The organism is Bradyrhizobium sp. SZCCHNR1051, from assembly GCF_032489615.1.
Classification (GTDB): domain Bacteria; phylum Pseudomonadota; class Alphaproteobacteria; order Rhizobiales; family Xanthobacteraceae; genus Bradyrhizobium.
Genome location: NZ_JAUEYJ010000016.1, coordinates 158,404 through 182,724, shown reverse-complemented (window position 1 = coordinate 182,724; position 24,321 = coordinate 158,404). Strand labels below are relative to the sequence as shown.

At 65.6% G+C, this 24,321-nt stretch carries 18 protein-coding genes and 1 pseudogene; 8 read left to right on the top strand and 11 right to left on the bottom strand.

From position 1 onward, the window contains the following. Nucleotides 1-35 precede the first annotated feature (35 nt). Together QW868_RS20750 and QW868_RS20745 are read left to right on the top strand one after the other, a co-directional pair. Nucleotides 36-866, top strand: a complete 831-nt coding sequence (locus QW868_RS20750) for an ABC transporter permease (protein WP_316231380.1) — start codon at nucleotides 36-38, stop codon at nucleotides 864-866. 25 nt (nucleotides 867-891) lie between these two features. Beyond that, on the top strand, nucleotides 892-1,173 hold the full coding sequence (locus QW868_RS20745; RefSeq protein ID WP_315776418.1) for a hypothetical protein: 282 nt from the start codon (nucleotides 892-894) through the stop codon (nucleotides 1,171-1,173). Between the two features lie 107 nt (nucleotides 1,174-1,280). Here the strand turns inward: QW868_RS20745 and QW868_RS20740 are convergent, their stop codons facing one another. From QW868_RS20740 to QW868_RS20730, 3 genes are all read right to left on the bottom strand, one after another. Continuing rightward, complete coding sequence (locus QW868_RS20740) at nucleotides 1,281-4,379, bottom strand: MexW/MexI family multidrug efflux RND transporter permease subunit (protein ID WP_315737193.1); 3,099 nt, start codon at nucleotides 4,377-4,379, stop codon at nucleotides 1,281-1,283. 84 nt (nucleotides 4,380-4,463) lie between these two features. Beyond that, complete coding sequence (locus QW868_RS20735; protein WP_315737192.1) at nucleotides 4,464-5,654, bottom strand: efflux RND transporter periplasmic adaptor subunit; 1,191 nt, start codon at nucleotides 5,652-5,654, stop codon at nucleotides 4,464-4,466. A 1-nt stretch (nucleotide 5,655) separates the two neighbouring features. Further along, the gene (locus QW868_RS20730) at nucleotides 5,656-6,342 is read right to left on the bottom strand and encodes a helix-turn-helix domain-containing protein (RefSeq protein WP_315737712.1); all 687 of its coding nucleotides are present in this window, start codon (nucleotides 6,340-6,342) and stop codon (nucleotides 5,656-5,658) included. A gap of 279 nt (nucleotides 6,343-6,621) precedes the next feature. Here QW868_RS20730 and QW868_RS20725 point away from each other — a divergent pair, with 279 nt between their 5' ends. Further along, on the top strand, nucleotides 6,622-7,839 hold the full coding sequence (locus tag QW868_RS20725; RefSeq protein WP_316231363.1) for a cytochrome P450: 1,218 nt from the start codon (nucleotides 6,622-6,624) through the stop codon (nucleotides 7,837-7,839). A gap of 928 nt (nucleotides 7,840-8,767) precedes the next feature. On the opposite strand, the pseudogene QW868_RS20720 reads toward QW868_RS20725, so the two are convergent. The 3 genes and pseudogenes from QW868_RS20720 to QW868_RS20710 form a co-directional block, all read right to left on the bottom strand. Beyond that, a pseudogene (locus QW868_RS20720) lies at nucleotides 8,768-8,965 on the bottom strand (NAD(P)H-binding protein); the annotation flags it as partial. Nucleotides 8,966-8,978: 13 nt separating this feature from the next. Next, on the bottom strand, nucleotides 8,979-9,827 hold the full coding sequence (locus QW868_RS20715) for a VOC family protein (protein ID WP_316231362.1): 849 nt from the start codon (nucleotides 9,825-9,827) through the stop codon (nucleotides 8,979-8,981). Beyond that, nucleotides 9,824-11,083, bottom strand: a complete 1,260-nt coding sequence (locus QW868_RS20710; RefSeq protein ID WP_315737188.1) for a Glu/Leu/Phe/Val dehydrogenase — start codon at nucleotides 11,081-11,083, stop codon at nucleotides 9,824-9,826. Before QW868_RS20710 ends, QW868_RS20715 begins: the two co-directional genes overlap by 4 nt. Nucleotides 11,084-11,288: 205 nt before the next feature. Here QW868_RS20710 and QW868_RS20705 point away from each other — a divergent pair, with 205 nt between their 5' ends. Together QW868_RS20705 and rbsK are read left to right on the top strand one after the other, a co-directional pair. Beyond that, nucleotides 11,289-12,182: a sugar kinase gene (locus QW868_RS20705; RefSeq protein ID WP_316231379.1), complete on the top strand. Its 894-nt coding sequence runs from the start codon at nucleotides 11,289-11,291 to the stop codon at nucleotides 12,180-12,182. Between the two features lie 20 nt (nucleotides 12,183-12,202). Continuing rightward, entirely contained in the window at nucleotides 12,203-13,111 is a 909-nt protein-coding gene (rbsK, locus tag QW868_RS20700) for a ribokinase (RefSeq protein WP_316231361.1), read from the top strand. Here rbsK and QW868_RS20695 read toward each other — a convergent pair. Next, on the bottom strand, nucleotides 13,108-14,343 hold the full coding sequence (locus QW868_RS20695) for an NAD(P)/FAD-dependent oxidoreductase (RefSeq protein WP_316231360.1): 1,236 nt from the start codon (nucleotides 14,341-14,343) through the stop codon (nucleotides 13,108-13,110). The genes rbsK and QW868_RS20695 overlap by 4 nt on opposite strands. Nucleotides 14,344-14,493: 150 nt before the next feature. On the opposite strand from QW868_RS20695, the gene QW868_RS20690 reads away from it, so the two are divergent. Continuing rightward, nucleotides 14,494-15,279: an enoyl-CoA hydratase/isomerase family protein gene (locus QW868_RS20690; protein WP_316231359.1), complete on the top strand. Its 786-nt coding sequence runs from the start codon at nucleotides 14,494-14,496 to the stop codon at nucleotides 15,277-15,279. 8 nt (nucleotides 15,280-15,287) lie between these two features. Here QW868_RS20690 and QW868_RS20685 read toward each other — a convergent pair whose 3' ends face one another. Together QW868_RS20685 and QW868_RS20680 are read right to left on the bottom strand one after the other, a co-directional pair. After that, entirely contained in the window at nucleotides 15,288-16,994 is a 1,707-nt protein-coding gene (locus QW868_RS20685; protein ID WP_316231378.1) for an IlvD/Edd family dehydratase, read from the bottom strand. A 138-nt stretch (nucleotides 16,995-17,132) separates the two neighbouring features. Then, on the bottom strand, nucleotides 17,133-17,951 hold the full coding sequence (locus tag QW868_RS20680; protein WP_316231358.1) for an NAD(P)-dependent oxidoreductase: 819 nt from the start codon (nucleotides 17,949-17,951) through the stop codon (nucleotides 17,133-17,135). An 89-nt stretch (nucleotides 17,952-18,040) separates the two neighbouring features. Between QW868_RS20680 and QW868_RS20675 the strand changes: the two genes are divergently transcribed. After that, nucleotides 18,041-19,009, top strand: coding sequence for an SMP-30/gluconolactonase/LRE family protein (locus QW868_RS20675; protein WP_315813017.1), 969 nt, complete (start codon nucleotides 18,041-18,043; stop codon nucleotides 19,007-19,009). 73 nt (nucleotides 19,010-19,082) lie between these two features. On the opposite strand, the gene QW868_RS20670 is transcribed toward QW868_RS20675, so the two are convergent. Both QW868_RS20670 and QW868_RS20665 read right to left on the bottom strand, forming a co-directional pair. Beyond that, nucleotides 19,083-20,513 carry an aldehyde dehydrogenase family protein gene (locus QW868_RS20670; RefSeq protein ID WP_315813016.1) on the bottom strand — a complete coding sequence of 477 codons (1,431 nt, stop codon included), beginning with the start codon at nucleotides 20,511-20,513 and terminating at the stop codon, nucleotides 19,083-19,085. A gap of 485 nt (nucleotides 20,514-20,998) precedes the next feature. Beyond that, nucleotides 20,999-23,368 (bottom strand): transketolase, encoded by a 2,370-nt coding sequence (locus QW868_RS20665; RefSeq protein ID WP_316231357.1) that lies wholly within the window; start codon nucleotides 23,366-23,368, stop codon nucleotides 20,999-21,001. A gap of 139 nt (nucleotides 23,369-23,507) precedes the next feature. Here QW868_RS20665 and QW868_RS20660 point away from each other — a divergent pair, with 139 nt between their 5' ends. Further along, on the top strand, nucleotides 23,508-23,969 hold the full coding sequence (locus QW868_RS20660; protein ID WP_315737180.1) for an Lrp/AsnC family transcriptional regulator: 462 nt from the start codon (nucleotides 23,508-23,510) through the stop codon (nucleotides 23,967-23,969). The last annotated feature ends 352 nt before the right edge of the window (nucleotides 23,970-24,321 follow it).

Genomic DNA, 24,321 nt, shown 5'->3' with positions numbered 1-24,321 from the left:
ACGGAGCCCGCGCCCTCGCCCCGCTCGAACGGCCGATGCAGCGCACCCTGCGCCGCCTCGTCAAGCGCAAGGGTGCCATGGTCGGGCTCGGCCTGATCGCGGTCTTCATCCTGCTCGCCGTGCTTGCGCCGCTGGTGGCGCCCGCCGATCCCATCAAGACGAGCTGGACTCTCGTCCGCAAGGCGCCGTCGGCGGCACATTGGTTCGGCACCGACGATCTCGGCCGCGACGTGCTGGCCCGCGTCATCTACGGCGCGCGCGCCTCGCTGCTGGCAGGAGCGATCTCCGTCGCCATCGCGCTGGCGATCGGCGTCCCCATTGGCATGCTCGCAGGATACCGCGGCGGCTTCATCGATGCCCTGATCAGCCGCATCACCGACGCGATGCTGGCCTGCCCGTTCCTGATTCTGGCGATCGCGCTGGCGGCGTTCCTGGGGCCGAGCCTCGGCAATGCGATGATCGCGATCGGCGTCTCGGCAACACCGATCTTCGTCCGGCTGACCCGCGGCGAGGTGATGAGCGTCAAGGTCGAGGAATATGTCGAGGCCGCCCGCAGCGTCGGCGACACCGACCTGCAGATCGCGGTCAGGCACATCCTGCCGAACATCATGCCGGCGCTGCTGGTGCAGGCGACCTTATCGGTCGCCGCCGCCATCATCGCCGAGGCCGCGCTCTCGTTCCTGGGGTTGGGCCAGCAGCCGCCGGCGCCGTCCTGGGGCAGCATGCTCAACGCCGCCCAGCGCTTCCTCACCAACGCGCCATGGATGGCGATCTGGCCGGGGCTTGCGATCTTCCTCGTCGTGCTGTCGCTCAACCTCCTCGGCGACGGCCTGCGCGACGCGCTCGATCCGCAGCAGGAGCAGTGAGCGAGGTCTCTCCGTGCTAGCTCGAATGGCTGAGGATCTCCTGCGATTGCTGACGATCGTCGACATGGGGGCTGGCGTCGTAATCTGGGCGCTGGCGTTTCGCGAGCGGGTCTTGATGGCGAGCCATGCACCGGAATGGCGCGGCTGGTTCACGCTCCGCCGTGTGACTGCCGACGAATATTCCCGCGCCTATCGCGCGCACTTCCATCGGTCCTTGCACTACGCCTTCGCGTTTTTCATCATCATCGGCATCGCCGCTCTGCTGATCCTGCTCGACCATCTGTTCTTTAAGAGGCCGCTGTGCTGAGCGCCGCGGCGGGCGCCGCCGGCCGTGACGACAGTAAGGGGAGTAAGAGACGGCCCGACAAAAACGGCGACTGCCAGGAGCAGCCGCCGTTGATCTTCAGCAACTGCTCACGTCGCCTTCAGCGCGTGGTCGGTCTCGGCGTCGAACTGGGCGATCTGCCGCGCGCGCTGCGACTTGGCGGCGGCCTGGTGGTCGGTGGCGATGACGGTGTAGACGGCCGGCAGCACGAACAGCGTGAACAAAGTGCCGATCGACATGCCGGCGACGACGACGAGGCCGATCGAGAAGCGGCTGGCGGCGCCGGCACCGGTCGCGGTCAAGAGCGGGATCAAGCCGGTGACCATCGCCGCCGTCGTCATCAGGATCGGCCGCAAGCGGATGCGTGCGGACGTCTCGATGGCGGTGCGGCGGTCCATCCCCTCGTTGAGCTGCAGCTCGTTGGCGAACTCCACCATCAGGATGCCGTGCTTGGTGATCAGGCCGACCAGCGTCAGCAGGCCGACCTGGGTGTAGATGTTCATGGTCGCGAGGCCAAAGAACAGCGGGATCAAGGCACCGACGATCGCCATGGGCACGCTGATCATGATCACGAACGGATCGCGCAGGCTCTCGAACTGCGCCGCCAGCACCAGGAAGATGATGATCAGCGCGAAGCCGAAGGTGATGGCGAGCTGGTTGCCTTCCTGGACGTATTGACGGGCGTCGGCGAGATAATCGTGGCTGAAGCCGGACGGCAGGTTCTTGGCCTGCTTCTCCAGGAAGTCGACCGCCTGCCCGACCGTGACGCCGGGCATCGGCACGGCGGAGAAGGTCGCCGAGTTGAGCTGGTTGAAATGCGTCAGCGAGTTCGGGTCGGTCGCGGTCTCAATGTTGACCACCGTCGACAGCGGCACCTGCTGGCCGGCGGCGGTCGCGACATAGTAGCCCGACAGCGATTCCGGCGACAGCCGCTTGTCGCGCGGCACCTGCGGGATCACCTGATAGGAGCGGCCTTCGAGGTTGAAGCGGTTGATGTAGTTGCCGCCGAGCAGCACCGCGAGCGTGTTGCCGATCGACTGCATGGTGATGCCGAGATCGCTCGCCTTGCTGCGATTGATCCAGACCTTGACCACCGGCTGGTTGAACTCGAGGTCGCTGTCGGAGACGATGAACATTCCGCTCTTGCGCGCGGCGTCCTTCAGCTTGGCCATCTGCTCATAGACCGCCTGGAAGCCGCTGGTCGAGCTGATCACCATCTGCACCGGCAGACCGCCGGGGCCGCCCGGCAGCGCCGGCAGATTGAAGGCGAAGGCGTTGATGCCCTCGATCTTCGACAGCTCCGCCTGCACCAGCGGCTTCAGCTTGATCGAGGAGCGCGTGCGCTCGTCCCAGGGCTTGAGCAGCATGCCGGCAAAGCCGCCCTGCGGGCCGAGGATGCCGTTCAGAACGAAGCGAAGGTCGGTCTCGGGGAACTTCGCGAACGCCTTGTCGACCTTGTCGGTGTAGAAGTTGATGTAGTCGATGTTGGCGTATTTCGGCGCCTTGGTGATCGAGAACACGATGCCCTGATCCTCCTCCGGAGCCAGCTCCTTCGAGGTGTGCATGTAGAGGAAGCCGACCAGGCCGAGGATCGTCAGCGCGAACAGCGCGGTCACCGGCCGGTAGTCGAGCGAGCGGTCGAGCCGGCGGCCGTACCAGCGCGTCATCGCGCCGAACACCCGGTTGACGAGGCGCGCGAAGCGGCCCTCATCGGCGCTCTTCAGCAGCACCGAGCACATCATCGGCGACAGCGTCAAAGCAATGACTCCCGACACGATGACCGAGCCGGCGAGCGTGAAGGCGAACTCACGGAATAGCGAGCCGGTCAGACCGCCGAGGAAGCCGATCGGCGCATACACCGCCGCCAGCGTGATGGTCATCGAGATGACCGGACCGACGATCTCGCGCGCGCCCTGCAGGGCAGCCTGGACAGGCGCCTTGCCCTCCTCCAGATGGCGGTGGATGTTCTCCACCACGACGATGGCGTCGTCGACGACGAGGCCGATCGCCAGCACCATGGCCAGCAGCGTCAGCAGATTGATGCTGAAGCCGAACGCCAGCATCATCGTGCAGACGCCGATCAGCGACAGCGGGATCGTCACCACCGGAATGATGACCGAGCGCAGCGACGCCAGGAACAGGAAGATCACGACGATGACGATCAGCACCGCTTCGCCGAGCGTATGCTCGACCTCGTCGATCGAGGACTGGATGAATTTGGTGGAATCATAGGCCACCTTCATCTTCATCGATGGCGGCAGGTTGCGCTCGAGGTCGGGGAACAGCGCGCGCACACCCTTGACGATGTTGAGCGGGTTGCCCTGCGGCGTCGCGTCGACGCCGATGAAGATCGCGCGCTCGCCGCTGAAGGCGACGCTGGCATCGGTGCTCTGCGCCGCGAGCTCGACGGTGGCGATGTCCTCCATGCGGACGAAGCCGCCGTCCTTGGCCTTGACGATCATCCGCTTGAACTGGTTGACGTCGGTCAGGCCGGTATTCGTCGTGATGTTGGAAACGATGAAGTAGCCCTTGGCCTGGCCGGCCGCGGACTGGAAGTTGTTGGCCGCGATCGCCGCCGCGACATCCGTCGGCGACACGTTGCGGCCGGCCATCTTCTCGGGGTTCAGCCAGATCCGCATCGCGAAGGTCTGGCCGCCGAGAATGTTGGCCGCAGCGACGCCGTCGACCGTCGACAGCACCGGCTGCACCACGCGCGTCAGATAGTCCGAGATCGCCGATCCCGACAGCTCCTCGCTGGAGAAGCCGAGATACATCACCGACGTCGTCTGCCCCGTGGTCTTGGTCACGATCGGGTCGTTGGATTCCTTCGGGATGAGGTAGCGGACCGAGTTGACCTTGGCGAGCACCTCGGTGAGCGCCTGGTTCGGATCGAAGTTGAGCTTGATGAAGACCTGGATCGTGCTGGTGCCCTGCACCGAGGACGAGGTGATGTAGTCGACGCCCTCGGCGGACGCGACCGCCTGCTCCAGCGGCGTCGTGATGAAGCCCTGGATGAGGTCGGCGGAGGCGCCGGGATAGACGGTCGTGACGTTGACGACCGTGTTGGACAGCTTCGGATATTGCCGGATCGGCAGCTCGAACGCCGCGCGCAGGCCGAGCAGCAGGATGAGCAGGCTGACGACGACCGACAGCACCGGGCGCTTGATGAAGATATCGGTGAAACGCATCGCGGCAATCTCGTCAGCAGGAGGCGGGTGGGGTGCGGGCGGGCCGCCTCATGGAGGCGGCCCGGCATTGGCTCAGAGGCTCGCTCAGTAGCGCGGCGGCTTCGCCGGCACCGGCGGCGGCGGATCGGTCGAGATCGCGACGGCAGCGCCGGACTGGATCTTGAGCTGGCCGACGGCGACGACGCGATCGCCCTCCTTCAGGCCCTTCAGGATCACCGCGCGGCCATTGATGCGATCTCCGGTCTGCACATAGATCCGGTCGGCCGTCAGCGCGGTCTTGCCGTCGTCGGTCTTCTTCTCGTTGATCACGAACACCGAGTCGCCATAGAGCGTGTAGTCGACCGCGGTCTCCGGCACCGTCAGCACCGGCGGCTTCTCCGGCAGCACCACGGTGGCGGTGGCGAACATGCCCGGCTTCAGGATGCGCTCCGGATTGGCGATCGTCGCCTGCACGCGGATGTTGCGGGTGTCGGTCGCGATCTGCGGCTCGATCGTGGTGATCTTGCCTTCGAAGGTCCGGCCCGGATAGGCATCGACGCCGATGCGGACGGTCTGGCCGACCTTGAGCTGGCCGCTGTCCTTCTCCGTCACGGTGAAGTTCACCCACAGCTCCGACAGATCGGTCAGCGACACGATCTGCGTGCCGGCGCTGAGATACTGGCCGACCTCGACCTTGCGGACGCCGAGATCGCCGTCGAACGGCGCGCGCACCAGCTTCTGCGCGATCAGCGCCTCGGTCTTGGCGATGCCGGCCTGCGCCTGGTCGTAGGCGGCCTGGGCCTGGTCGACGGTCGCCTGCGGCCCGAACTGGCGCGATGCCAGCTGCTTGGCGCGATCGAGCGACAATTGCGCCACGGTCACCTGGGCCTTGTAGTTGGCGAGATCGCCCTGATCCGGCGCGTCATAGAGCTGCACCAGCGGCGCGCCCTGCTTCACCGTGGAGCCCGGGGTGAACATGATGTCGGTGATGCGGCCGCTGACGTCCGAGGTCACGTTGACCTGGTGCACGGCGGCGAGATCGCCGACGGCCGTCAGCAGGTTCGGCACGGTCTCCGGGCTCGCGGTCGCGACGGTGACGCTGATCGGCGGCGGCTTCATGTTGGCGAAGAACTGCGCGATCATCTTGTCGCGGAACATGTTGAACCACACGAGGCCGCCGACCAGCGCCGCGAGCAGGCCGCCGATCACGATGAACCACAGCACCGGGCGGGTGCGCTTGCGCGGCTTGTCGTCGACCGGCTTTCCGGAGAGCTTGGGTTCGGTCGCAATGTTCATGTCATGCACTTTCTGCCGTCGCCGGCCGGACCGGAGGTTGCGACAATTCGTGATCGAGGTAGCACGCAATGGCGGCGTCGGTCAGTCCGATGCCGCGCAGGATGAATTCGCTGAGCTGGCGCTCCAGGCTCGCCGCAGTTCCATACGGCACACATGGAACGGATGGAAGCCGCGTCAATGCCGCCATCAACACGGTGTGATGCGCGAACCAGAACAGGTCGCGGGGCGCGGCCACTAAGCGCACGGCGTCACCGGAGGCAACGGCTGTCACCAGCGAGTCAACGAACTTGGCGCCGATGAGATCATCGATCTTCGCATACAGCAGCCTTGCGAATTCGCCATCATCGAGATGGCTCGACGCCATCAGCCGCAGCCGCTGCTCTTCTTCCTCATTGGGGCCGTCGGCAATGCCGAGGAAATGCCGGACCATCCCGGCCATCAGCATGACCAGCGTCGCGGTCGAAGGTTCCTGGCTGAGCAGCACCTCGAAATCCGGGTCGGTCTCGCACTCCTCGGTGAGGATCTCCGCATACAGCGCCGCCTTGGAGGGGAAATGCTTGAACAGCAGCGCTTCCGAGATCGCCGCTGCGGCAGCCACGCTCTTGGTCGTGGTGCCGGCATAGCCATGACGCGCGAAGCAGCGCTTGGCTGCACCGAGGATCAGCTGCCTGCGGAGATCGCTTGTCATGCGCAAAGTGGACATCGGCCGTGAGTAAATACTCACTTGATCTATGTCAAGAAAGATGCCGCGGCGCAGCAGGGTTTGGCGGCCAAGTCCCTGAAATCGCTGGCGGGATTTCACCGTCACCAAAGGCAATTCTATACCTCTGAAAGCGGCGGATCTGCGGCAGGGCGGGCGGTCCGATCCTGCCCTCGGTGCCCGGCGCTGCCGGGTCGCACATTTTCTTCTGCTGCCGACCGTGCGACGGTCGCAGCAACAAACGAGACTCGGACGGGAGGACCATCGATGACCGACGACGCAGCGCTCGCCAGCCAGTTCGATCTCGAGCGCCTGACGCCTGAGTTCTACGCCGATCCCTACCCGACCTACCGCGCGCTGCGCCAGCATGCGCCGGTCAAGCGCCTCCGCAGCGGCTCCTATTTCCTCACCCGCTACGACGATCTCGTCACCGCCTACAAGGCCACGAAGACGTTCTCGTCCGACAAGAAGCGCGAGTTCGCGCCGAAATATGGCGACACGCTGCTCTACGAGCATCACACGACGAGCCTCGTGTTCAACGATCCCCCGGCGCACACGCGGGTGCGCCGCCTGATCATGGGCGCGCTGTCGCCGCGGGCGATCGCCGAGATGGAGCCCGCTCTGATTGCGCTCGTCGATGGGCTCCTGGACCGGATTGCAGCGAAGGACAGATTCGAGCTGATCGAGGATTTCGCCGCGGCGATCCCGATCGAGGTCATCGGCAACCTGCTCGGCGTGCCGCACGAGGAGCGCGGCCCCTTGCGCGACTGGTCGCTTGCCATCCTCGGCGCGCTGGAGCCGGTGCTGACGCGCGAGCAGCTTGCCCGCGGCAACCAGGCGGTCGGCGATTTCCTCGCCTATCTGGAAACGCTGGTCGCACGCCGCCGCGCGGCACCCGGCAATCCGGAGCGCGACGTGCTGACTCGCCTGATCCAGGGCGAGGCCGACGGCGAGCGTCTGAGCGAAAAGGAGCTCCTGCACAATTGCATCTTCCTGCTCAATGCCGGACACGAGACCACCACCAATTTGATCGGCAACGGCCTCGTCCTGCTGTGCCAGCATCCGGCCGAGCGCGAGAGGCTGATCGAGGCCCCCAACCTGATCCGCACCGCCGTCGAGGAGATCCTGCGCTACGAGAGCTCGAACCAGCTCGGCAACCGCATGACCACCGAGCCGGTCACGCTCGGCGACATCACGCTCGAGCCCGGCACCTCCGTTACGCTGTGCATCGGCGCTGCCAACCGCGATCCCGCCCAGTTCGACGATCCCGAACGCTTCGACATCACCCGCCTCGCCAACCGCCACCTCGCCTTCGGCACCGGCGCCCACCAATGCGCAGGGATGGCGCTGGCAAGACTGGAGGGCACGGTGGCGATCGCGCGCTTCGTGAAGAGGTTTCCGAACTACCAGCTGGACGGCGTGCCGGTGCGCGGCGGACGGGTGCGGTTTCGGGGATTCATGAACGTGCCTTGCGTGGTCGGCTGAGGCGAGGATCACGTTGTGCGGAGTGACCGGAGCACCTCAGTCTGTGATTTGTAGGGCGGATGAGCGAAGCGTAATCCGCCGCTGACACGGCCGGATGCTGTCGAAAGACCCGCATTTCATCAGCGATATCTCCTCGCCGGTCACAACCAGCGCTCAAGCGACGCGTTGTGACATGCATGTTCACTGCTGCCGGCGCGGCGGATTACGCTTCGCTCATCCGCCCTACGCGCTGCTGTCGGAAAGTCTGACCGGCTACATAAAGAAGGCGATACTCGCCCGCTCCGGCCAACACCCACTCCTCGAAAACATCTCTTTCTTTTTTTCAGAATTGATGTATACGTTCTCCCGTCCCGCCTCACAAGAGGGGCGCTTCGCGGTCGTCACGAACGTCGAGTGCGGGATGCGGTGGGCGTGTTGGTGCTGCAGCGTGGGTGATCCCTGCGCCGACGAACGGCAGCGATGCGCACGGTCAAGTCGCGTGGTCCTGATACCCCGATGCTGGTATTACGCCTGCGTTGGCGCTCACGCGTCGCGCGGGCAACGGTGGCCAGAAAGCCCGGCGCACCGGGGAGAACGCGAAGCAGCCGTCAAACCATCGCGCGGGGAATGCCGGGTGTACTCGGCTGAACCTGTGGTTCCTGCCGCCTGCATTTTTTTCGCAGGCGGGCCATGGGTGCGGCCAGCGCCCGGCATTCCCCGTGCCCTCTTCCCAAGGAGGGCAGGACGATCAGCAAAGCTCGGACGCGAAAACGCGCCGCGAGATGGGACCTTCATGTCTCACTTCCGTCAGCTTAAGTCTCACCGCCCCGACACAACTCTCACCATCGTCATTGCGAGCGAAGCGAAGCAATCCAGGGCCGCGCACGCGACTCTGGATTGCTTCGTCGCTTCGCTCCTCGCAATGACGGGGAGACAGACGGGACTCAACGGTCGGGCGGACGATCGAGTAGGTCAGCCCCTGCTCCGGCAGATGCGCTTCGAACGCCAGCTTGGCCTTCTGGAACGCCAGCAGCGGCTTCTGCACGCAGATGGCGGACAGCAGGACGAAGTGACTCACACCAGCACTCCGCGCAGCATCCAGCACGTTCACATAGGCTTGATAGTCGATCGCCTGGGCATCCGTCGGCTCGGCTTCGACCTCACTCCGCCGCGCGCGGGGTCTTCTCGAGGATCAGCGTGTGGATGCCGCAGGTGCCGCTGTAGAGGCTCATCACCCGCGTGCCCGGCTTACGGCCGGCGCGCGGCTCGGAGACCTGCAGGCCGGCGGCGAGCAGCCGCGCGCGCGTCGCCTCGATGTCGGCGACACGCCAGCTCAGGCCCCACAGCTTGTCATGGGCCTTGTCGTTGCCGGCGACCGGCCGCTTCACCACCTCGACGATCAGGTCGCCGCAGCGGAAGAACATCAACTGCCCCCATTCCTGATGGCTGCGGTCGAGCGCCATGTCGAGCCCGAGCCGCGCGCCGTAGAGCGCGGCGGCGCGTTCGGGATCCTCGGTCGAGATCACGATATGGTCGAGGCCGAGCATGGCCGTATCGGCGGTCTTGGCGGACGGCGGGCGCGGCTCGGCAAGCTCGAGGAAGAACATGCGCACGCCACGCGTGAGATCGGTCATGGCGCGGGTGCGCTTCCAATGCAGCGTCTGGCCCGAGACGCGATCGGTGTTCTCGACCTCGGTGATCGGGTCCGGCTTCAGCGCCACGCGCTCCAATCTGCGATGCATCTTGGCGATGTCGTTGGTGGCAAAGCAGATGCTGGCGAGCCCCTCGCCCCAGATCTTGATGACGTTGCGGATGCGGTCGGCCGCCACGCTCTGGCCCATCGGGGCCATCAGCTCCAGGCTCATATTGTCGAGCGTGAACAGGACGCGGTCGGCGCCCTCGCCCGAATTCTGCCAGGACGGCTTGCGCGCCAGCAGCGTCTCGAAGGCGGCGCTGCCGGCCTGGACGTCCTGCAGAAGGACGACGACGTGGTCGAGGCCGGTGATCACGGAAACAGCCCTCGCGAGTTCTTGGCGGCACGCACCTTCTCCACGCCGATCGCCATCGCCGCGGTCCGGTGGGAGATGCCGTCGGCCTTGCCGCGCGTCAGCATGCGCTCGAAGGCACGGTCGAGGATCTGGTACTCCCTGCGCATTACCTCCTCTTCCTCCCAGAACAGCTGCTGCAGATCCTGCACCCATTCGAAATAGCTGACGATGACGCCGCCGGAATTGCAGAGAATGTCGGGAATGAGGAAGATCTCGTTGCGGCGCTGGTCGAGCACCAGATCGGCATCCGGCGTGGTCGGGCCATTGGCGGCTTCCGCAATGACGCGGCATTTCAGGTTCGCCGCCACCTTGGCGTCGATCACGCGCTCGACAGCCGCCGGCACGAGGATGTCGCAGGCCAGGGTCAGGATCTCCCGCGGATCGAAGGCGAGCTCGGTGGAGAAGCCGGCAATGCTGCCGTGCCTGGCGGCGTGCGCCATCAAGGCCGGGATGTCGAGACCACGGGGATCATGGAGGGCGCCGGTGTGATCGCTGACCGCAATCACCTTCATGCCCATCTGGTGGAAGCCGAGCGCGGCATAGGAGCCGACATTGCCAAAGCCCTGCACGACCGCGGTGGACTTGGTCGGGTCGATGCCCAGCTCATCCATCACCCGCCTCGACACATGGGCGACGCCGCGGCCGGTCGCCTCGCGGCGACCCAAGGTGCCGCCGGAGAACACCGGCTTGCCGGTCACGATCTCCATCACCGTCTGCCCCTGGTACATGGAATACGTGTCCATGAACCACGCCATCACCTGCTCGTTGGTGCCCATGTCGGGCGCCATCACGTCGGTATGCGGGCCGACGAAGGGGATCATCTCCTGCATGTAGCGGCGGGACAGCGATTCGAGCTCGCGCCGGGACAGCTTGGACAGATCGACGTTGACGCCGCCCTTGGCGCCGCCATAAGGCAACCCGACGAGGGCGCACTTCCAGCTCATCCAGATCGCCAGCGCCGCCACCTCGCCGATGTCGACGGTGGGAGCAAAGCGCGTGCCGCCCTTGGTCGGTCCCATGGTCAGGAGGTGCTGGACCCGGTAGCCTTCATAGACCGCGATCGTGCCGTCATCCTTGTGGATCGGACACGAGACGGTGATCGCCCGCTTCGGCAAGAGAAGCCGGTCCCGCTCGTCGGCTGGGATGCCAAGATGGTCGGCGATCACGTTGAACTGATTGGTGGCCATCTCGAAGACCGGACCCGCATAGACAGTCATATTCCACTCCCGAATCTGCGTTTCTGCAGGCCGGCAACCATAGCGCGACCCGAGCGCCGGCGGCAGGGGGCCACCGGTAGCAGACGGCCGATCTCAACCACCATGGTGACGATTTGACGAAGAATTTCAGCGTTGATCCGCTTTGACCGCTTGCTAATCTGCGGCGCCGGGGCCGCGATCACCCCTTAGTGAGACAGAAATGGCAATGCAGGCCCTCTTCATCGGACAGACCTACATCGACGTGACGTTCATCACCGACCACATGCCGACGGGGGACGAGAAGCACGTGGCCTCCGACTATGCCGTCTCGTTCGGCGGCAATGCGGTGACTGCGGCATTTTGCTGCGCCAAGCTCGGCATCGTGCCCGACCTGATCGCCACCGTCGCGAATGACTGGCTCGGGCGGATGTTCCAGGACATGACCGCGAAATACGGCATCTCCGTCCACCCCCGGAAGGTCAATGCCTCCTCGCTGTCCTTCATCATGCCGAAGGACGGCAAGCGCGCCATCGTGCGTTGCCGCGACGATGCGCATATCCACCCGTTCCCGCTGCTCAATCTCGGCAGTTGCCGGGCGCTGCATGTCGACGGCCACCAGCCCGACGCCGCGTTGCATTATGCCAAGCTGTGCCGCGAGGCCGGCGTCCTGACCTCGCTCGACGGCGGCGGCCTGCGCACCAACACCCATGAGCTCCTGGAATATATCGACGTCGCGATCGTGGCCGAGCGGCTGTGCGAGCAGATGGATCTCACGCCGGAGAAGATGCTCGACTACCTGAAGAGCCGCGGCTGCCGCATTGGCGGCGTCACCCAGGGCGAGAAGGGCCTGCTCTGGTATGACGAGGTCGGCGCCGTGCATACGCTGCCGGCCTATCCGATCCCGCGCGAGCGCGTGATCGACACCAACGGCGCCGGCGACGTCTTCCACGGCGCCTATGTGTATTCGTACCTCGCCAATCCGGCGAAGGGCTGGAAGGAGCATTTCGAGTTCGCGCGCGCGGCCTCGACGTTCAAGATCCAGAAGCTCGGCAACGAGGCCGGCCTGCCGACCCTCGCCGACATCGAGCTGGTCAGGCAGGAATTCGAGGCGCGCGTCTAGCGGTTGTGGGGAGCAAGCGGATGGGGCGGGTCGTCGTCGCCGGCAGCATCAACATGGATGTGGTGGCGACGGCCGAGCGCCATCCGCGCATCGGCGAGACCGTCGCCGGCCGGTCGGTGATGTACTTTCCCGGCGGCAAGGGAGCGAACCAGGCGGTCGCCGCAGCCAAGCTCGGCGCGCCGACGGCGCTGATCGGCCGGCTCGGCCGCGACGCCTTCGGCGAGCAGTTGCGCGCATTTCTCACGGCTCAGGGCATCGATCTCACCGCCGTGAAGGACAGCGCGGGCGCGTCGACCGGAACGGCGATCATCACGCTCGCACAAGCCGACAACACGATCGTGGTGATATCAGGCACCAACGCCGAGGTCAGCGCCGACGATGTGGCGCAGGTGTCTCTTGGCTCGGGAGACGTGGCCGTCAGCCAGTTCGAAATTCCGCAGGCGACGATTATAGCGTTCTTCCAGCGTGCCAAAGCGGCCGGCGCCACCACGATCCTCAACCCCGCCCCGGCGAGCGCCTTCGACAGCACGCTGTTCGCGCTGGTCGATGTGCTCGTGCTGAACGAAACCGAGCTCAGTTTCCTGGCCGGGATCGAACTCGGCAACGCGCCGACGCCGCAGCAGGTGAATGAGGCGGTTCGCGCGCTCAAGCCTCGCGACGACCAGACGGTCTGCGTCACGCTCGGCGCGCGTGGCGCGGTCGCGGTTTCTGGTGCCGAGGCCCGGCTGGTCGAAGGCCGCGCGGTCAAGGCCGTCGACACCACCGGCGCCGGCGACTGCTTCGTCGGCGCGCTGGCCGCGCGGCTGTCGCAGGGCGCGGCGATCGCGGATGCGATCGGCTATGCCAACATCGCCGCATCGATCTCGGTGCAGCGGATGGGTGCCGGCCCTTCGATGCCGACCGCAGAGGAGGTGCGCGCGCTGCTCTAAGCGAGAGCGCTCTTCAGGTCGAAGCTGGGATCAGCGGCTTTGGCTGCATCCAAGGTGCCGCCCGCAGCCAGCAACTTGCGGCCGAACATATGGTCGCCGGCACGGTTGACGGACTCGATGCCGACCAGCCGGCCCTCTTTGTAACAGAATGCGGAGAATGCCTTTTGCGTGGGATCACCGCGCAGCACGACCTGGTCATAGCCGGTGGTGAGCCCCGCGATCTGGAGCTTGTCATTGCCCTGGTCGCTCCAGAACCACGGCTGTCCGTCATAGGGCTTGACGTCGCCCGTCAGCCGCGCCGCGACGCAGCGGGCGTGATCGGTGGCGTTCTGCACCGACTCCAGCCGCAGCGTCCCGCCGAAGCGCTGGCTGACGAACAGGGCGCAGTCGCCGATGGCCGAGATGTGCGGATCGCTGGTGAGCAGATATTCGTCGACGACGATGCCGGAGGCGACCTGCAATCCTGCCTCAGCGGCGAGCTCGACATTCGGCAGCACGCCGACGCCGACCACGACGAGGTCAGCGGGGATGTGCCGACCATCGCTGAGGCTGACGCCGGTGACCTTGTTGCCGTCGGCCTCGATGCTGGTGGCCTGCACGCCGAGATGGATGCGCACGCCGGCTTCCGCATGCTGCCTCTGGAAGTAGTCCGAGATCTCGGCGGTCACGGCCCGCGCCATCACCCGCGCGCCGAGCTCGAGCACGTCGACCTCGAGGCCCTTGATCCGCGCAGTCGCCGCGAATTCGAGACCGATGAAGCCGGCGCCGATCACGACGACCCGCTTGGCATCGCCCAGCAAGGTCCTGAGCGCTTCGCTGTCGTCGAGGATGCGCAAGTAACGGACCGCCGGGAGGCTGGCATTGGGAATGTCGAGCAGGCGGTTGCGCGCACCGGTCGCGAACACGAGGTGCCCGTAGTCCAGGGACTTGCCCGAGGCGAGCAGCACCTTGCGGGCTTCGCGCTGAACCGCGACCACACGGTCGTAGACGAGATCGATGGTCTGGTCGGCGTAGAATTTCTGCGGCCGGAACATCAAGGTCTCCGGGCCGCCCGTTCCCTTGAGATACGCCTTCGACAGCGGCGGGCGCTGATACGGCAGATGCGGCTCGTCGTTGATCAGGTGAATGGGATCGGCAAAGCCTGCCTGACGCAGCGAGGTCGCGAGCTGGAAACCCGCATGCCCCGCACCCACGATCACAACCGGTCCCTTCGTCACTGCGTCCTGCCCCATTCTGTCCATATCCCGTGTTTGCACGCCTTGTCTGCTGCGGGTTTACCTCCCGTCATGCCAGCCGAGCCGGGTTGTCGCAGACTTCCCCGGCATTGTCACCGGCCTGCTGTGCGCTTTAAATGCGGCAACGACCATGCAAGGGAGGATTGAATGTCGGACGCAGCCGCGGACCCCGCTCGCCTGAGCATTGACGGCCCGATCGCGACCATCACGCTGGACCGACCGGCAGCGTTCAACGCCATCAACCTCGCCATCGCGCAGCGCCTGGAACAGCTCGCGGCGCAGGTCGAGGCGGACCCGACCATCCGGGTGCTCGTCCTCAAGGGCGAAGGCCGCGCCTTCTGCGCCGGCGGCGACCTGCAGACGGTCGGCGCTGCCGCCGAGGCCGACACCATCACGCCTGTCGTGAGCGAGCTGCTGCACCACTACCACGCCTTCATCGCGAGCCTGCGGCGCATGCCCAAGATCGTGCTCGCCAGCGTGCACGGCTCCGCCGCCGGTGCAGGAATGTCGCTGGCCTTCGCGGCTGATCTCTGCATTGCGGCCGAGGATGCGCGCTTCACGCCGGCCTATGCCAAGCTCGGCGTCTCGCCCGACGGCGGCGGCACGGTCGGTGTCGTTGCGACCGTCGGTGTGCGGCGCGCGCTGCAGATATTCCTGGCCGAGGACAGCTTCACGGCGGCGCAGGCTTACGAATGGGGACTGGTCGCGAAAATCGTCCCGGCCTCCGAGCTCGTCGCAGCTACCGACGCGCTGGCTGCGCGGCTGGCGCAGAATGTGCCGGCGGGGATCGCGGCGACCAAGGCGCTGATCCACCGCGCGCCGACCAGCTCGGTCGAAGACCAGCTCGCCGCCGAGCGTGACGCAATCATCAACTGCATGCACACGGATGAATTCCGCGCCGCCGTGAAGCGGTTCACCAGCAAAGGAAAGTAGGACTGCGCTCACCCCTTCCCTTTCCGGCGCATGAAGTCGAAATCGCAGCCGTCGTCGGCCTGCAGGATCGTCTCATGAAAGAGGTGCGCATAGCCGCGCTCCGCCCATTCCGGCGTCGGGGCTTGCTTCAGTGCAGCTCGGCGCCGGTCCAGCTCGGCGTCGTCGACCAGCAGGTCAATGCTGCGCTTGGCGACGTCGAGCCGGATCATGTCGCCGGTCCGGACCAGCGCCAGCGGCCCGCCGACGGCGGACTCCGGCGTGATGTGAAGGACGATGGTGCCAAAGGCGGTGCCGCTCATGCGCGCATCGGAGATCCGCACCATGTCCTTGGTGCCGCCGCGCGCGAGCTTCTTCGGGATCGGCAGATAGCCGGCCTCGGGCATGCCCGGGGCGCCTTTGGGCCCGGCGTTGCGCAGCACCAGGACGTCGTCCGCCGAGACGTCGAGAGCGGGATCATCGACTCGCAAGGTCATATCCTCGATCGACTCGAACACGACGGCGCGCCCGGTGTGCTGCAGCAGCTTGGGGCTCGCGGCCGAATGCTTGATGACGGCTCCGCGCGGCGCCAGGTTGCCGCGCAGCACCGCGAGCCCGCCCTCCGGCTTGATCGCGTCGTCGCGCGAGCGGATCACGTCCTGCCCCGGCACGTCCTCGGCGGCAGCCACGATGTCGCGCAGCGGTTGGCCGGTGATCGAGCGGCAATCGAGATCGATGAGATCACCGAGCTGCTTCATCAGCTTCGGCACGCCGCCGGCGTGGTGGAAATGCTCCATGTAGTGATCGCCGGATGGCTTGAGATCGACCAGCACCGGCACCTCGCGGCCGATGCGGTCGAATGCATCGAGATCGATTGTGTGCGGGGTCCGGCCAGCGATCGCGGTGAGATGCACCAGGCCATTGGTCGAGCCGCCGATTGCCTGCAGCACCACCTGCGCATTCTTGAAGGCGGACGGCGTCAGCAGCTCGCTCGGTTTCGGCCCCTTGGCCTTGGCCATCTCGGCCGCGACGCGTCCGCTGGCTTCGGCCGAGCGGAAGCGCTCGGCGTGCGGCGCCGGAATCGTTGCGCTCATCGGCAGCGACAATCCGAGGGCCTCGGTGATGCAGGCCATCGTCGAGGCCGTTCCCATCACCATGCAGGTGCCGACCGAGGGCGCCAGCCGGCCGTTGACTGCCTCGATCTCGCTGTCATCCATCTCGCCGGCGCGATACTTGGCCCACAGGCGACGGCAATCGGTGCAGGCACCGAGCACCTCGCCCTTGTGATGACCGACCACCATCGGACCAACGGGGATGACCACCGTCGGCAGGTCGGCCGACACCGCCGCCATGATCTGCGCCGGCAAGGTCTTGTCGCAGCCGCCGATGACGACAACCGCATCCATCGGCTGGGCACGGATCATCTCCTCGGTTTCCATCGCCATCAGGTTGCGCAGATACATCGAGGTCGGATGCGCGAAGCTCTCGGCGATCGAGATCGTCGGAAACACGAACGGCATCGCGCCGGACAGCATGACCCCGCGCTTCACCGCTTCTAGGATCTGCGGCACGTTGCCATGGCAGGGGTTGTAGTCGCTGTAGGTGTTGGTGATGCCGACGATGGGCCGGTCGAGCGCGTCGTCCGAATAGCCGGCGGCCTTGATGAAGGCCTTGCGCAGGAACAGCGAGAAGCCGGCATCGCCGTAGGCAGTCAGTCCCTTGCGCAGGCCATCGGTCATGGTCTTCTCTTCTTTCATTCTCAACGTCATTCCGGGGCGCGCGAAGCGCGAACCAGGAATCCAGAAGTTGTCTTGCGCTCTCACATCGAGATTCCGGGTTCGCGTCCTGCGGACGCGCCCCGGAATGACGACGCCCAATTACCCCCAGTCGATGATCCGGCTGGTGTCGCCATCGAACTCGGTGGTGCAGAAAGCGCCGCCCTGGAAGTAGTCGCCGATCGGATCGGCGGGCAGCTTGGCTTGCTCCGCAAAAGCATGCTCGCGGAAATCCTCGGCGCGGCCGGTCGGGCGATAGCCGAGATCGTAGGCGCGCTGATTGTCCCACCAGGCGCGCTCGTTCAACGAGGCGCCATAGAGCACATCGAAATGAATGTCCGGATGCTCGAGGCCGATGCGGCAGAGCTGGACCAGATCCTCCGGCTTCAGCCAGATCGACAGCCGGCGCCGGTCGAGCGGCTTGTCGCCGAAATTGCCGATGCGGATGCACGTCACCTTCAGCCCGTGCTTGTCGGCATAGAGCGAGCCGAGCGCTTCGCCGAACACCTTGCTGACGCCGTAGCGGCCGTCGGGACGCGGTTGCACGTCGTTGTCGATCTTGCGATGGCGCGGATAGAAACCAACCGCGTGGTTTGACGACGCGAACACCACGCGCTTGACGCCCTTGCGGCGAGCCGCCTCGAACAGGTTGTAGCTGCCGATGATGTTGGCCTGCAGGATGTCATTCCATGGACCTTCGACCGAATAGCCGCCGAAATGGATGATGCCGTCGATGCCATCGCACAGTGCTTCGACCTGGGAGAGGTCGGCAAGATCGGCCGCCTTGAACGTCTCCTGGCTGGAGAGATCGGCAGGCGGTCGGAGATCGCTGAGCAGAAGGTCCGGATAGATCGGCGGGAGCAGCTTCCGCAAGGAAGTGCCGATTCCACCGCTCGCTCCGGTCATCAAGATACGTGGCATTTCATCCCTCGTGTTCGGCCCGCAGGTTTGCGGTCATTGCTTGCGGATGATAGCAGAGATCGTAACGGTGCAATAACAGGACCGGCCAGATGTCCGACGGAAACGCTCACGCCCAGGGTTTTCGCCCTGCCACCTTCTATCCCGATCCGGCGATCCAGGCGCTCGATCCGCGCTTCGAGAAATACTGGCTCAAATTGTCGGCCGTCGAGCGGCTGGCGACGGGCCTGCGCTGGGCCGAAGGACCGGTGTGGTTCGGCGACGGCCGCTATCTCTTGTGCAGCGACATTCCCAACCAGCGCATCCTCAAATGGGAGGAGGAGACCGGCGCTGTCTCGGTGTTCCGCAAGCCCTCCAACTTCGCCAACGGCAACACCCGCGACCGGCAGGGCCGGCTGGTCACCTGCGAGCATGGCGGCCGCCGCGTCACCCGCACCGAATATGACGGCTCGATCACGGTGCTGATCGACAGCTTCGACGGCAAGCGGTTGAATTCGCCGAACGACGTCGTGGTCAAATCCGACGGCTCGATCTGGTTCACCGATCCGACCTTCGGACTGCTCGGCAATTACGAGGGCTACAAGGCCGAGCCCGAGATCGACGCCAACGTGTACCGGATCGACGGCACCACCGGCCGGGCGACCATCGTCGCCGAGGGCGTGCTGGGGCCGAACGGGCTGTGCTTCTCGCCCGACGAGAGCATCCTCTACGTCGTCGAATCCCGCGGCGCGCCGACCCGCAAGATCCTCGCCTACGACGTCTCCGGCGACGGTACCAACCTTACTAACAAGCGCATCCACATCGATGCCGGCCCGGGCACGCCGGACGGCATGCGCTGCGACATCGACGGCAATCTCTGGTGCGGCTGGGGCATGGGCACGCCCGAGCTCGACGGCGTCATGGTGTTCGCGCCCGACGGCGCGCCGATTGGCCGCATCGCTCTGCCCGAGCGCTGCGCCAATCTCTGCTTCGGCGGGCTGAAGCGCAACCGGCTGTTCATGGCCGCCAGCCAGTCGATCTACGCGCTCTACGTGAATACGCAGGGCGCGCTGGGGGGATGATCCCCACCAGCTCTGTTGTTGGCGTGAATGGTGGGCACGCTGCGCTTTGCCCACCCTACACGTCCTCACGCGATCAAGCCGCGTTGTAGCCCGCGACCGCCTTGACCTCGAGATATTCCTCGAGACCGAAGCGGCCCCATTCGCGGCCGTTGCCGGACTGCTTGTAGCCGCCAAACGGCGCGGTGCGGTCGTTCGGGACACCTTGAAGGTTGACGTTGCCGGCGCGGATCTTGCGGCCGACCTCGCGGGCCTTCTCGATCGTCGGGGCCGTGACGTATCCGGCAAGACCATAGGGCGTGTCGTTGGCGATACGCACCGCCTCGTTCTCGTCCTTGGCCCCGATGATCACCAGCACCGGCCCGAAGATCTCCTCGCGCGAGATCGTCATCTCCGGCTTGACGTCGGCGAAGATCGTCGGCCGCACGTAGAAGCCCTTGTTGACGCCCTCGGGCAGGCCGGGACCGCCGGCGACGAGCGTGGCGCCCTCCTCGATGCCCTTGTTGATCAGGGCCTGGATCTTGTCCCACTGGCCGCGATTGACGACCGGGCCGATCGTGGTGCCTTCGCCACGCGGATCGCCGGCCTTGGTCTTGTCGGCAACGCCCTTCGCGATCGCAGCCACTTCCTTCATCCGTGCGGCCGGCACGATCATGCGCGACGGCGCGTTGCAGGACTGGCCGGAATTGTTGAACATGTGCATGACGCCGCCCGTCACCGCCTTGACCAGATCGGCCCCCTCCAAGATCACGTTCGGCGACTTGCCGCCAAGCTCCTGGCTGACGCGCTTCACGGTCGGCGCGGCGCGCTTGGCGACGTCGATGCCGGCGCGGGTCGAGCCGGTGAACGAGATCATGTCGATGTCCGGATGCTCGCTCATGGCGGCACCGACCTCCGGCCCGAGGCCGTTGATCAGGTTGAACACGCCCTTCGGCACGCCGGCCTCGTGCAGGATCTCGGCGAAGATCAGCGCCGAGGTCGGGGTGAACTCCGACGGCTTCAGGATCATGGTGCAACCCGCGGCCAGCGCCGGGGCGACCTTGCAGGCGATCTGGTTGAGCGGCCAGTTCCAGGGCGTGATCATGCCGACAACGCCGACCGGCTCGCGCACCACCACGGACGCCGGCAGCGTCTCCTCGAACTCATATTTCTTCAGCACATCGAGCGTCGACATCAGATGGCCGAGACCGGCGCCCGCCTGCAGCTTCTCCGCCATCGGCAGCGGCGCGCCCATCTCGTCGGAGATGGCAGCACCGATTTCCTTCATGCGGCCCTTGTAGACGGCGATGATCTTCTCGAACAGCGCGACGCGCTCCTCGCGCGAGGTCTGCGAGAACGTCTCGAAGGCGCGCTTGGCGGCGGCGACCGCCTTGTCGACATCGGCCTTGGAGCCCAGCGCAACCTCGTACATCGCCTCTTCAGTCGCCGGATTCACGACCGGCGTGGACTTCTTGACGACCGGATCGACCCAGGCGCCGTCGATGTAGAATTGCAGGCGATTGACCATCGGAAAACCTCTTCACGTGGAAGCATATGGAGGGGGCGGCAGCACGCGGGCCGGCATCCTGGCACGCGCGATCCGCGGGATGAACCCGCCACATGCGGGGACCGGGGTTGCGTCCCGCGGATATAGGAGCAAGGCCGCGACCGGCGCAAGCCGACGGCCCTGCGTTTCGTCGCCGCTCCATCTTGCATTGCAGCAAATGCGATTGCGGCGATCATTCCGGATGGCAGAATTCCCAGTCCGCAGATTCATTTTCAACATGTGAACTGCTTCACATCGTGGCCCGGTCGTGCCGATTACTCTCTCCTTCATAGACAGCCCAGCATCTCGAAAGGACGCTGGAAAACATTTCACAACGAATGACTTCGCCAGTTTTTATTGCGTAGCTTTTCAGCACCTAGCCCTTTTTGCTCCAAGTTGCGACGCCGTCTCCTTCATCCAGGTGGGGGAGACGGCGCAGCTGTTTTCAGTCCCCTCTTCCCCCGCCCTCACACCGCCATCTTGCGATGCCGCACCGGAGCGCCGGTGAGGCTCTCGGCCGCATCGATGATCGCGTTGGCATCCATGCCGTTGTGGCGATAGAGATCGTCGATCGTGCCGGTCTGGCCGAACTTTTCGACGCCGAGCGCCTCGACACGATGGCCGCGCACCGAGCCGAGCCAGCCGAGCGTCGCCGGATGGCCGTCGATCACGGTGACGATGCCGCAATCGCGCGGCAGCGGCGCCAGCAGCTGATCGACATGACTGAGATGCTGCACGCCGCGGCGATGCCGGCGCAGGCTGCGCGCCGCCGTCCATCCCGCATGCAGCCGGTCTGCCGAGGTGATCGCGAGCAGGCCGACGTCGCGGCGGGACTCGCCGATCAGGCCGGTGGCCTCGATCGCCTCCGGCGCGACCGCGCCGGTATAGGCGACGATCACCTCGGCATTCGGTCCCGGCTTGCGCAGCCAATAGGCGCCGGCGGCGATGTCGGACTCCAGCTCCGGCGTCATGATCCGCTGCGGCTGATCGATGGTGCGCGTCGACAGCCGCAAGTACACCGAGCCGCCCTCGCCGCTCGCGGCTTGCATGTGGGCAAAGCCCCATTTCATGATCGCGGCGAGCTCATCGACGAAGGCCGGCTCGAACGACGACAGCCCGTCCTGCGCCATGCCGATCAACGGTGTCGCAATCGACTGATGCGCGCCGCCTTCCGGTGCCAGCGTCACGCCCGACGGCGTTGCCGCCACCATGAAGCGGGCATCCTGATAGCAGGCGTAGTTCAACGCATCGAGGCCGCGCTCGATGAAGGGATCGTAGAGCGTCACGACCGGCAGCAGCCGGGCGCCATTGATGGCATGCGACAGGCCGAGCGCGGAGGCCATGATGAACAGGTTCATCTCGGCGATGCCGAGCTCGATGTGCTGGCCCTTCGGCGATGCCGCCCAGTTGAAGGTCGACGGGATCTTCTCGCTACGGAATAGGTCGGCCTTCTCGGCGCGCGCGAACAGGCCGCGGCGGTTGACCCAGGCGCCGAGATTGGTCGACACGGTGACGTCGGGCGACGACGTCACGATGCGCGAGGCCATCGCGGTGTCGCTGCGCGCGAGATCGTTGAGAACAAGGCCAAAGCCCTGCTGCGTCGACATCTGCGCCGCGGCCGTGAAGGTCAGCCGCTCCGGCACGTCGAACACGGCATCGTCGAGCCGGCGGCCATCGCGATTGAACGGCACGGCGGCGAGAAACGCCTCCAGCTTGGCCGGGTCCTGCTTCAGCCCTTCGAACTTGTCCCACTCATGGCCGGGGCGGATGTTCTGCTGGGCGCGCCATTTCTCCATCTGCGCCACCGTCATCAGGCCGGCGTGATTGTCCTTGTGGCCCTGGAACGGCAGGCCAACACCCTTGATCGTGTAGGCGATGAAGCAGACCGGGCGGTCGTGATCGATGGACTCGAACGCCTCGAGCATGCTCGCCACGTCGTGGCCGCCGAGATTGGACATCAGCGCCAGCAGCTCGTCGTCGCTGCGCTTGTCGAGCAGCCGCGTGACGTCGCCCTGATCGCCGATGTCGTCCTGGATGTGCTTGCGGAAGGCGGCGCCGCCCTGGAAGCACAGCGCCGCGTAGAGCGCGTTCGGGCAGTTGTCGATCCAGCGCTTCAACGCCTCGCCGCCGGCTTCCGCAAACGCCTCACGCATCAGCCGACCGTATTTCACGATCATCACGTCCCAACCGAAATTGCGGAACATGGTCTCGAACTTCTCCCACAGGCCTTCGCGCACGACTGCGTCCAGGCTCTGGCGGTTGTAGTCCACGATCCACCAGGTGTTGCGCAGGCCGTGCTTCCAGCCCTCCGCCAGCGCCTCGAAGATGTTGCCCTCGTCCATCTCGGCATCGCCGACCAGCGCGATCATGCGGCCTTCGCGGCGGTCCTTCATCCAGCCATGCGCGTGCACGTAGTCCTGCACCAGCGACGAGAACAGCGTCTGAGCGACGCCGAGGCCGACCGAGCCGGTCGAGAAATCGACGTCGTCGATGTCCTTGGTGCGCGAGGGATAGGACTGCGCGCCCTTGAAGCCGCGGAAATTCTCCAGCTTCTCGCGGGTCTGCCGGCCGAACAGATACTGGATGGCGTGAAACACCGGGCTGGCATGCGGCTTCACCGCGACGCGGTCCTCCGGGCGCAGCACCGAGAAGTACAGCGCCGACATGATGGTCGCGAGCGAGGCCGAGGAGGCCTGGTGGCCGCCGACCTTGAGGCCGTCAATGTTCGGCCGGATGTGGTTGGCGTGATGAATGGTCCAGGACGACAGCCACAGCGCCTTGCGGGCCAGCGCGTTCAGCATGTCGAGACGGTCTGACGGTGCGGATGGCGTGGCCATGGCGCGGCTCCCGGGGGATTGTTTGGCTTCTGCAAGCCTAATCCTGTCGACGAGACCATAATTCTCAAATTTTCGCGTATCACAGGCTATTATTGGGATATTTTCCCATCTGATCACCCCTTCTAGGGATACCATCCCAATGCCTGACCTCGACGCCATCGACCGCAAGATCCTCGCCCATCTCCAGGCCGACGGCCGCATCACCATGCAGGAGCTCGCCGACAAGGTCGGGCTGTCGGTGTCGCCCTGTCACCGCCGCGTCAAGCTGCTGGAGGAGCGCGGCGTCATCACCCGCTACATCGCCACCGTCGACCAGAAGGCGCTGGGGCTGCACGTCTCCGTTTTCATCTCCATCAAGCTGGCGCGGCAGAAGGAGGAGGATCTGAAGCGGTTCGAGAAGGCGATCTCGGCCTGGCCCGAGGTGCTGGAGTGCTATCTGATGACGGGGAATCGCGACTACCTGCTGCGCGTGGTCGCGGCTGATCTCTCCTCCTATGAAGCGTTCCTGAAAACCAAGCTGACTCGTCTCGACGGCATCGCCTCGATCGAAAGTAGCTTTGCGCTGAGCCAGGTGAAGTACTCGATCGCGCTGCCCGTGTGAGGCCAGCTGCCTCAGCAATCTCAGCTGTCGTCCCGGCGAACGCCGGGACCCATACTCCGCGGCAGTTATTGTGAAGAATGACTGGGTCGACATCGTGCGCAACAACATCTCCCTGGGGTTATGGGTCCCGGCGTTCGCCGGGACGACACTGGAATCCTGGGCGAGAGCGCTCGTCCCCCCCCCCCAACGCCGGCGATCTATCGCCACATGCGTTCGCAGTCCCGCGGCGGGTTGCGCCCGAGCTATGCTGATCGCTTCACCTTCCTCAGCTTTGCGCTGAGCCAGGTGAAGTAGTCGATCGCGCTGCCGGTGTGAGGCCAGCTGCCTCAGCAATCTCAGCTGTCGTCCCGGC